The organism is Shewanella marinintestina, assembly GCF_023283845.1.
Classification (GTDB): domain Bacteria; phylum Pseudomonadota; class Gammaproteobacteria; order Enterobacterales; family Shewanellaceae; genus Shewanella; species Shewanella marinintestina.
On sequence record NZ_JAKILC010000019.1, the window covers coordinates 92,372 to 101,962 of the forward strand.

The window sequence follows — 9,591 nt, forward strand, 5'->3', positions numbered from 1 at the left end:
GTTTTAGCGGCTCTGATACTGCTTTAACAAGCTTGAACGTAGAACAACTATGCTCTTCACTCGTTGCATTGTCTCAGTGTCGCTAAATTCTCGCTAAGCGATCAAATCTTTATACTAATTGGTATTAGTCATAATCACCGACATTCGGCACGCTAAAGCTTGCATCATTCCAAGGCCATGGCACTTTTGCCATAAACGCCGCCAGTTCAGGCGTATCAGCATGTTGTTCACGGATCACCATCATGGTTCTGTTTACATGAAATTGATGAATTGGCTCTTGCCCACCAATGGCAATAAAGTATTCGGCTAGCGTCGCTAAATACTGCCTTTTATCGGCTAAGCCTAGCACCGCATCAGCCATTACTGGCGCACCTTTCAACCCCGATAAATCCGCGGCACAGCGCCAACTCGCAAACTGCCTAATAATACTTGCCAATAACTCTGCGCCCTTTTCATCGTAAGCTGCTGAGGCAAACAAATCATATTCACTTAGCACGGCACAACTGTCGACTTGTTGCGCCACAAAACCAAAAAATAATGATGTTTGACCACTTTTAAGATAGTGCGACTCAAGTGCAGGCATAAGCGCGTTAAGCTCTGTAAGTGAGTGAACCTTGGCAGCCGTATCATTGACATTTTGCAGACTAATATCAACTTGGCCATTAGAGGTCGGGACTTCTGTCAAGCTAGTCGGCATAGACAAATTTAACCCTAGAGACTGACATATGATTGGCACAACGCTGTTGACTAAGCATTCACCCTGTTCTTCAGCGGCTCTATGAGGTTCACTAATAGCAGTCTCTACACTATTGACCTTCCTTTCTTGAAGATCCACACGCCAAATCAGCGCGTCTTCATCTTCACCAACAGCCACGATCAATTGCTTATCAATTTTACCTTTAATGACAACGGGATCATGTTCAAATACTTGGACTGAGCGCTGGTTGCCATTGTTACTATCTTTCATCAACTTGTGCAATGGCAATATAGAGTCGCCAGTTAACGATAACTGCTGTACAACACCGTCCTGCCACCCCAGCCAAACACTGTTGCCATCAGCTGAAATAGTCGCTGACGTAAGACATTCAATAAACGTTTGCAACTCGTCATGGTGTTCAGAACTGGTGTTCCCCGCCGCAATCGCCGTCAATGATTCAATAAGGTCTTCAGCCTGATATTCTGCACAAATCTGTGCAGCTTCAAGCACTCTGACTTTATGGCTCCACAGTACTTTTTTTTGCTTAAAATCGATAAACTGCAGTTCAAAGTTAAAGCGGAGGTTCTCATCACTAGACTCTAAGACACTGAGTGTTTCGGTGTTAGCAAGTAATGCAACGCCGCGCTTTTTATCCATAAAAAAGGTATTACGCACAGAGATCTCTTCGGGCGCAGGCTGACCTTGAAGCGGATATATCTGAGTCTCTGCAGTCATTGGATTAAAACTGACAAGTTGATGCGTTCTACGCTTTTCACGCTGATAGAATACGAACTCTGTACCTTGGACGCACACCATGCTGTCATTAACAAACTTAAACGGCATTTCGTAGTTGCTAATGGCAGTATCATTAAGCTCAAAATGACTGACATTTAAATTCTTAGCTGTTATATCAACACAATACAAAGAGCTTGCACTGCGTCGTCCACCTTTAGGCGCCCCCGCTATCCATAATTTACCATTGCTGATACAGGCATCCTTGGTTGGATATAGACCGAGTGATGCGATGGCAGAGAGACTCTGTTTACTCGGTTCCGCAGCATTAAATCTCGAGCTAAAAATCCGCCCTGTTGAGTCAACAGCGATAAACTGCTGGTTATCAAGCCACTCGGCAATCAATAGCTCACAGTTTTGAGTTTCAAGCAGTTCAAACTGACTAATAACGTCAGTATTAAAACCGGTACGCTTAATTACTTGTAACTGTATAAGCCCATCATAAAACAAACCGTGGTGCTGAAACGAATATTCGTTAGAGGCTAAACAAGTGCTAAGCGTCTCTGTAGAAGCAGTATCTTTATTTTCTATAAGCTCAATATCTAAAAGTTCAGTTTCAACATCAGAGCTTTTAGTTACAGAGCCTAAAATACGAGGGAAAAATGTCTTAATAAATTTATTCAATGTAATACTCGTCTCATAAAATAAATGACTTTACGCCATACATGTCACTATTGCTGAAGATAAGTAAGCAGCTTAAAGCTATAAAGCCAACACTTTCAAGTGCTTTATGATGCAAGTAGCTCGTCACTCGCTATCTTTCTTTTACGATAAGAAATTATGAAACTATTTGAAGTAACAGAAATAGAAAGGAAAGCTAGAGTTTTAATAAAGCCTAGAAAGAAAAATACCCCGGTTAAAGCCGGGGTAAACCAAAATTAGGATGATGGTTTTAAGGCTGACATTGTTTTAGTTCGTAAACTTCTGTCAACATTGAAACAAAACTGCTTTTAGCTGCTCTGTATATCACAACAAAGAGGGGTCATTCTCAACTGCAGTATAGGGCTCAGAGCTTTTGAATCAACTGACTGCAATTGTATTAAAATGAGAACAAACTTCAACCAAAATGATTTCAACTTGTTTAGCCAAGCCTAAATTCAACTTAACTAAACAAGCCACACAACACGCATAAAACACTGAAATAAAAGATAATAAGCAACCTCTACATTAGAGGTGGTTCACACTGTTCATTAATTAGAACAATGTTTCCCCAATTTACTTACGTTTTGCATACAATTCTTTAAGCGGTGTGTCCCAATATGGAGGCGTGCCGATATGATCCTTAATAAAATCAATAAAAGCGCTTACCTTTGGCGCTAAATGTTTACGTCTTGGATAAACAGCTTGTAACGGTAAGTGATGCGTTAACTGCCAGTCTTCTAGAATAGGGACTAAGGTACCTTTTTCAAGCTCATCTTCAAGTAAGTAACTAGCAAGATAAACCACACCTAAACCACTTACCGCTGCAGACTTTAATGCTGGTGCATTATCGACTCTAAAATTACCTGTTACACCAATTTCACAGTAATCATCACCTTGTTTAAACTGCCAAATACTGTGCTCATGCCATTCGCCTTGATATACCAAACAATTATGATCAACTAACTGTTCAGGACGATTGGGTACACCATGTTTTTCAACATAAGAAGGTGATGCTGCCAGTAGGAATTGGCACTTCATTAATGGCCGTGCCACCATACCAAGCGGTAGCTGCTCAGACATAGTCAATAGCAAGTCTAAACCTTCGCTGACGACATCAACTTTATGGTCAAGAAGGCTAACTTGTAATTCAAGTTCAGGGTGTTTTGCCATAAATTCAGGCAAGGCAGGTATTATATGCATGGTACCGAAAGATTGAGAAATACCCACTTTCAATACACCACGAGTTGCATCATTAAGATTATGAACACTAGCAACAGCTTGGTCAGCATCTCTTAATAGCTCTTCACCTTGGGCATATAACAGCTGACCGGCTTCGGTCAAACTTAGACTTCTGGTGGTACGCTGTATTAACTGAACACCCAGTTTGTGTTCCAAGTCGGCAACTTGAGTACTAACTTTAGACTTAGATATGCCTAACTTTCTCGCTGCAGAGCTAAAACTGCCTGCTCGTGCCACATGGGTGAAAATTGCGATTGGTTCTAAAAGTTCTAACATGTAAATCGCCTTAAGGTGTTTACGACAGTAATAGTACTTCCATCGCTAAGACATGAAGTTTCATTTATAAAAACAATATCTTAAGTGAATATATGTACGCTAGAGTAGGATTTTTATTATGAAACCAATTATTGGTTTTTGCTTTTATTTTTAGAAGTATACCAAAAATTCCCCATAACTCATCAAATATGTCATTTTGGGGTTATTACAAGACTATGTTTCAGTGTTGAAATTCAAAAGGTTTTAAAATAGAAAAGCCCCTGCACAAAGGAAGGATGCAGGGGTGTTGCAAGGCTGTCAAAGGCAACAGGTTAGTCCAGTAAGATTTACTTCAGTACGGTTTACTCTAGTAAAGTCCCGTTCGTTTGCTCCACCAAGGGATAGCTTGCCAATTCAGGGATAGCTGTACGAAGCTGCTTTTCCAATACCACTAAAGACTTAAAGTTTTGACATAGCTTTTCACTACGCGCTTCAATATCATCAGCTTGCTGCTCGATCTGCAGCTCTATTTCTTCGCCAATAGAATCCATTTTTACTGAGAAAGACTGCATTTTTTGCTCAAATGAGTCGCCGTCGCCAGACATCATTTGCGCGCCTAGAGACATCATCATGCTTCCCAAAGAGTTTTGAACTAGCTGTTCCATCTCTTGTTCAAACTCTTCCCCAAAAGCATCTTCTAAAGAAGACTCTGTCGCGCCTAGATAAAAAGTATCTCCTTGCTGATAAGCAACCTCTTCAATGCGCTCCTCAAGACCAGCCATCATCTCATCAATTTGCGCCCCAGCACTATCACCAAGAAGCGGAGTAAGCGCTAGACTTACCGCAGTTGAAGCTATTGACACCGCATCATTCACTAACGTAATAACTTCTGGTACTTGCGAAGAAACCTCATGCGAATATTGTTCGACTAAAGCTTGTTGCTGGCTACTAAGTGCAACCTGCTTGCCATTAACAAATAGTTTGTCCATTTCGATACGATACTTTTCATCACCAGTTTCGCTAACAACCAGCTTTTTAGGCTCAACAGTTATATCGTAATTAAGCATGACTTCGCATTCATTATTGACGTCATGCTCACTGTGAGCTGCCACAGTCTGTAAGCTAGACGCTGATAACAATACGGCAGTGATCCCGACTGAGGTAAGTAGTTTTTTCATTGCATTAATCCCTTATCGCTTAGTATCTAAATGATTTATTCAATCTTGACTAGGATAAAGCACAGAGCATGCCAAAATAGCTAAAGCTATGTTTTTAAATGCATTGATAGATATTGCAACTTGAGGTTGTTGATTTTGAATAATCGAATGGATGATATATTTAGCCAATTAAACTAACAATTGGCTAAATATCAAAACTTACTGATATTGCGGTTTTTCTATATCGAGCTGACACTCGATTTAAAATATTGACCGACCTAAAGTCTGGCTCAATGCTTCGAGCATTGCAGTACCAGCTAAGGAGTTACCGTTTGCATCTAACTCTGGAGACCATACGCAAACCGACATATCACCGGGGATCACAGCAATTATGCCGCCACCAACACCACTTTTACCTGGCATACCAACACGATAAGCAAACTCACCAGCGCCATCGTATAGACCCGAGGTAGCCAATAAAGCATTTAATTGCCTATTTTGCACCGGACTAACCAACTGTTTTCCAGCAAGGCTCTTACCTGAATTAGCAAGGTAAAACATGGCACGAGATAGATCTGCGCAACTCATACGTAATGAGCAGTAGTGAAAATAGCTATGCAGTACAGTATCGACATCATTATTAAAGTTGCCAAATGACTTCATCAAATAAGCAATAGCCGCGTTACGTGCACTGTGTTGATATTCAGATGCTGCTACAACTTTGTCGTAACCGACCCGATGATTTTCACTTAAACCCCGCACAATTTCGAGCATACGGTGTTTAGGCGCGCCAAGCCGACTTTGCAGTAAATCTGCAATAACTAAAGCACCCGCATTAATAAATGGATTTCGCGGTAAACCTTTTTCTAGCTCAACCTGCACCAGAGAATTAAATGAGTGACCCGAGGGTTCTTTACCCACACGTGACCAAATTTCATCTTCTTCATACAACATTAGCGCTAAAGTAAGGCTAAAAACCTTAGAGATACTCTGAATAGAAAAGGGCTCGAGATAATCTCCAGCCCCTATAGTGACACCATCAGCGGTTGTCACTGCAATACCCAGTTTATTAGCATCAACCTCGGCAAGTGCAGGAATATAATCCGCCACTTTACCTTGGCCTAAAAGAGGTCGAACTTTTTCGACGACCTCTTCGAGTAATGCCAATTCAGGCATTAACCCCACCAAATATCATAAAGCTCGCCAATCTCGAGATCCGATACTGGTTGTGCGTCAAAGAATGCTTTAACGGCAGCGCGGTTTTCTTCAGTACACTTACCAATACCTTGAGTAGCAATAATACCTTCCCACTCTTTATGACCACCGCCGTGGTAACCAAGGTCTGCAGGTTCAATCACTTCGTCGATAAACTGATCAACGATTGCATCAATTTGCTCTTCTGTTACTGATTCATTAAATGTCCAGTTAACGTCAAATCCAAACTCTTGGAACTCATCTACGCGTAATTTTTTACGTAAGCGACGGCTACGGTTTGCTGCCATGGTTGTTCTCCTAGATAACTTATTTTTAAAGTATATGTTTTTTGGGGCGATTAAACGCGCTCAAACATAAGATCCCAAACACCATGACCTAAACGGTGGCCACGCGCTTCGAATTTAGTTAGTGGACGATGATCTGGACGCTCAACAACGTCACCTGTAGCAGACTGGTTTTTATAACCAGGTGCTGCAGTCATTACTTCCAGCATATGTTCACTGTAGTTTTCCCAATCAGTTGCCAAATGGAATACACCGCCAACCTTAAGTTTACTGCGGATCAGTTCAGCAAAAGGCGCTTGAACGATGCGACGCTTATGATGACGCTTTTTATGCCAAGGATCTGGGAAGAAAAGTTGCACACGAGACAAGCTACCTTCGGCAATGCTGTTCTCTAGCACTTCAATTGCATCATGGTGATAAACACGTAAGTTCGTTACACCAGCTTCTGCAGCTTCAGCTAAACACGCACCAACACCAGGTTTATGCACTTCAATACCAATGAAGTTAAGCTCTGGAGAGGCTTTTGCCATTTCAACTAATGACGCGCCCATACCAAAACCAATTTCTAAAACGGTATCAGCTTCACGGCCAAACACTTCAACTAGGTCGATAGCTTCTGGAGTGTAGTCAAGACCAATTAGCGGCCACTGCTGCTCCATTGCTTGAGCTTGACCTTTAGTTAGGCGGCCCTCTCTCAACACAAAGCTTCTGACTTTGCGAAGGTATTTACCTTCTTCATTGAATTCAGCGGTTGTTACGTCGCTCATTTTCGCCCTCACTTAAGGCTGCGCTAGCATTAGACAGCTATTATTTAAAAAAGAAAGGCATTATCCAAAGTTAAACCTTCAGTGCAAGCCTTATTGTGGCAAAATTATACCAAGAATCTCAGTTTGTGCGAACAGTGGCTTTAGTTTGCCATTAAATCAATAGAATTGTGCCTATCTTTAATTGACTTTGTCACGGATAAACCTAGGTCAGTGCCTTGTTTAAAGCTTTGCCTAAAGTTACACTGCGCCGATGAAAACTACCGCAGCTTTTTCAACTCGAATTATCGAATGGTACGACAACTTTGGTCGTAAACAACTCCCTTGGCAACAAAACAAAACCCCATATAAAGTATGGATTTCAGAGATCATGCTACAACAAACGCAAGTAGCGACTGTTATCCCCTATTTTGAAAAGTTTATTGCCCGCTTTCCTGATATCGAAACCTTGGCCAAAGCAGATCAAGATGAAGTCCTGCATTATTGGACAGGATTAGGTTACTATGCCCGCGCACGTAACTTACATAAAGCAGCGCAAATCATGCAGTCAGAGTTTGACGGTAAATTCCCGACTGACTTTGACCATGTATTAGCTCTGCCAGGGATTGGGCGCTCAACCGCTGGTGCGGTGTTGTCTTTATCGCTTGGGCTTAACTTTCCAATTTTAGATGGCAATGTAAAGCGAGTCTTAGCCCGTCATGGTGCTATTGAAGGTTGGCCAGGTAAAAAGCCTGTTGAACAGCAACTTTGGCATCTAACCGAAGCTTTTACTCCGGCAAAAGATATTCAAAAGTATAATCAGGCTATGATGGATATTGGTGCAACAGTTTGTACCCGTTCCAAACCCAACTGCCCACTCTGCCCCGTTGCTATTGACTGCAAAGCCCAATTAAGTGGGCGCCAAAGTGAATTTCCTGGCAAAAAACCAAAGAAAACGATTCCAGAGAAGTCTGCTTGGTTACTGGTCATAGAAAATGAACTGCAAGTTCAGTTAGAGAAACGTCCTTCAGCTGGTATTTGGGGAGGACTCTGGTGTTTTCCACAATTTAGCAGCCGAGCAGAATTAGACTCTTATATTTCAGATAAGCAGTTAAAACTGACTTCACAGCAAGAGCTGTTAGGTTTTAGACATACATTTAGTCACTTTCACCTCGATATCCAGCCAATACTGATACGAGTAAGTGGATATTGCGATAACCAGATCATGGAACAAGCTTCCACTGTCTGGTATAACTTAACTCATCCACCTAAAGTTGGTTTAGCCTCAGCTACCGAGCGAATTTTAGCCGACTTAGGTTCAGTATTAAATAAGGAGTAATCATGGCTCGCACAGTAAATTGCGTGTATTTGAATAAAGAGGCTGAAGGCCTAGGTTTTCAGCTGTACCCAGGGGACTTGGGGAAGCGTATTTTTGACAATGTGAGTAAAGAAGCTTGGGCCCTTTGGCAATCTAAGCAGACCATGCTGATCAATGAAAAGAAATTGAACATGATGAATGTTGATGATCGCAAGTTTCTTGAAGAGCAAATGATCAACTTTTTGTTTGAAGGTAAAGACGTAGAAATCGAAGGCTACGTACCGCAAAAAGATGATGAGTAACACCTAAAGGCTCTATTCACTGCACAATACATAAGGCGCCGCTTAAACTTTTAAGCGGCGCCTTATTACTATAAATAGTATTTCGCTTGGACTATTGTCGGATCCCTTCTATGACCAAATCTAACATTACATTTGCAGATGCAGGTCCTAAATCGACTTTCACATCATAATCCTTTAACGCAAACTCAGTGCTTCCGGCAAAACCAGAACGGTAACCGCCCCAAGGATCTTGTCCCTCTCCTATCATTTGCGCATCAATGGCTAGCGGTTTGGTCACCCCATTAAAGGTAAACTCACCATTAATAACAAAATTTCCGTCACCTTTATCTACTGCCGAAGTAGAAACAAAGTTTGCCTTAGGGAATTGTCCAGTATTTAAAAAGTCACTGCTGCGTAAATGCTTATCACGTTCGGCATGATTAGAATCTACGCTCGCGGTATCAATCGTCACATTCACTTTTGAGTCTGCAATATTATTTGCATCAAAACTAAAGTCGCCTTGAAATTGATTAAAGCGTCCGACAACAAAGCTATAACCTAAATGACTGACTTTAAATTCGATTGATGCATGTGCACCTTCTGTATCTATTTTATAGTCCGCAGTTTGCACTATATTGGTCATACCCAGAGAAGTGGTAAGTGAAGCTTTTCCAAATAGAGTGTAGATACACGAGGGGAAATTGATTGTTATTTGAAAGCGTGCTGAACACAAACTAGCCGAACAATCAAAATGAAGTAAAAAAGCACTTGCAGGATTTTTTGAGTCGCTATAAGATACGCGCACTCCAAACGAGACAGGCTTTAAAGCCAAGAAGTTTGCAGTAGCAAATCTAAGATTTACTTAACGTAATACTTAGTTGCCCGAATAGCTCAGTCGGTAGAGCAGAGGATTGAAAATCCTCGTGTCCCTGGTTCGATTCCGGGTTCGGGCACCAACATTTATTAAT

General features: G+C 41.5%; 9 protein-coding genes and 1 tRNA gene. 3 read left to right on the top strand and 7 right to left on the bottom strand.

Going from position 1 to position 9,591, the window contains the following annotated elements:
- Window positions 1-124 precede the first annotated feature (124 nt).
- The 6 genes from L2747_RS17995 to trmB form a co-directional block, all read right to left on the bottom strand.
- Window positions 125-2,113 carry a hypothetical protein gene (locus L2747_RS17995; protein ID WP_249000388.1) on the bottom strand — a complete coding sequence of 663 codons (1,989 nt, stop codon included), beginning with the start codon at window positions 2,111-2,113 and terminating at the stop codon, window positions 125-127.
- 591 nt (window positions 2,114-2,704) lie between these two features.
- Window positions 2,705-3,646, bottom strand: a complete 942-nt coding sequence (locus L2747_RS18000) for a LysR family transcriptional regulator (protein WP_220781900.1) — start codon at window positions 3,644-3,646, stop codon at window positions 2,705-2,707.
- 341 nt (window positions 3,647-3,987) lie between these two features.
- The gene (locus L2747_RS18005) at window positions 3,988-4,803 is read right to left on the bottom strand and encodes a YggN family protein (protein ID WP_249000389.1); all 816 of its coding nucleotides are present in this window, start codon (window positions 4,801-4,803) and stop codon (window positions 3,988-3,990) included.
- A gap of 240 nt (window positions 4,804-5,043) precedes the next feature.
- Window positions 5,044-5,958: a glutaminase B gene (gene glsB / locus L2747_RS18010; protein ID WP_249000390.1), complete on the bottom strand. Its 915-nt coding sequence runs from the start codon at window positions 5,956-5,958 to the stop codon at window positions 5,044-5,046.
- Window positions 5,958-6,284 carry a YggL family protein gene (locus L2747_RS18015; RefSeq protein WP_249000391.1) on the bottom strand — a complete coding sequence of 109 codons (327 nt, stop codon included), beginning with the start codon at window positions 6,282-6,284 and terminating at the stop codon, window positions 5,958-5,960. The genes glsB and L2747_RS18015 overlap by 1 nt, the downstream gene beginning before the upstream one ends.
- A 50-nt stretch (window positions 6,285-6,334) precedes the next feature.
- Window positions 6,335-7,048 (bottom strand): tRNA (guanosine(46)-N7)-methyltransferase TrmB, encoded by a 714-nt coding sequence (gene trmB, locus L2747_RS18020; protein WP_249000392.1) that lies wholly within the window; start codon window positions 7,046-7,048, stop codon window positions 6,335-6,337.
- Window positions 7,049-7,298: 250 nt separating this feature from the next.
- Here trmB and mutY point away from each other — a divergent pair, with 250 nt between their 5' ends.
- Both mutY and L2747_RS18030 read left to right on the top strand, forming a co-directional pair.
- Entirely contained in the window at window positions 7,299-8,363 is a 1,065-nt protein-coding gene (gene mutY, locus L2747_RS18025; RefSeq protein ID WP_249000393.1) for an A/G-specific adenine glycosylase, read from the top strand.
- A gap of 2 nt (window positions 8,364-8,365) precedes the next feature.
- Window positions 8,366-8,644, top strand: a complete 279-nt coding sequence (locus tag L2747_RS18030; protein ID WP_249000394.1) for an oxidative damage protection protein — start codon at window positions 8,366-8,368, stop codon at window positions 8,642-8,644.
- A 91-nt stretch (window positions 8,645-8,735) separates the two neighbouring features.
- Here the strand turns inward: L2747_RS18030 and L2747_RS18035 are convergent, their stop codons facing one another.
- Window positions 8,736-9,311 (bottom strand): YceI family protein, encoded by a 576-nt coding sequence (locus tag L2747_RS18035; protein WP_346347791.1) that lies wholly within the window; start codon window positions 9,309-9,311, stop codon window positions 8,736-8,738.
- 192 nt (window positions 9,312-9,503) lie between these two features.
- Here L2747_RS18035 and L2747_RS18040 point away from each other — a divergent pair.
- A tRNA-Phe gene (locus L2747_RS18040) sits at window positions 9,504-9,579 on the top strand.
- The last annotated feature ends 12 nt before the right edge of the window (window positions 9,580-9,591 follow it).

Bases quoted from the DNA above. Each gene is read 5' to 3' on its own strand.
- L2747_RS18030 (WP_249000394.1), top strand. From the start codon at position 8,366: ATGGCTCGCACAGTAAATTGCGTGTATTTGAATAAAGAGGCTGAAGGC.
- L2747_RS18005 (WP_249000389.1), bottom strand. From the start codon at position 4,803: ATGAAAAAACTACTTACCTCAGTCGGGATCACTGCCGTATTGTTATCA.
- mutY (WP_249000393.1), top strand. From the start codon at position 7,299: ATGAAAACTACCGCAGCTTTTTCAACTCGAATTATCGAATGGTACGAC.
- L2747_RS18000 (WP_220781900.1), bottom strand. From the start codon at position 3,646: ATGTTAGAACTTTTAGAACCAATCGCAATTTTCACCCATGTGGCACGA.
- trmB (WP_249000392.1), bottom strand. From the start codon at position 7,048: ATGAGCGACGTAACAACCGCTGAATTCAATGAAGAAGGTAAATACCTT.
- L2747_RS18015 (WP_249000391.1), bottom strand. From the start codon at position 6,284: ATGGCAGCAAACCGTAGCCGTCGCTTACGTAAAAAATTACGCGTAGAT.
- glsB (WP_249000390.1), bottom strand. From the start codon at position 5,958: ATGCCTGAATTGGCATTACTCGAAGAGGTCGTCGAAAAAGTTCGACCT.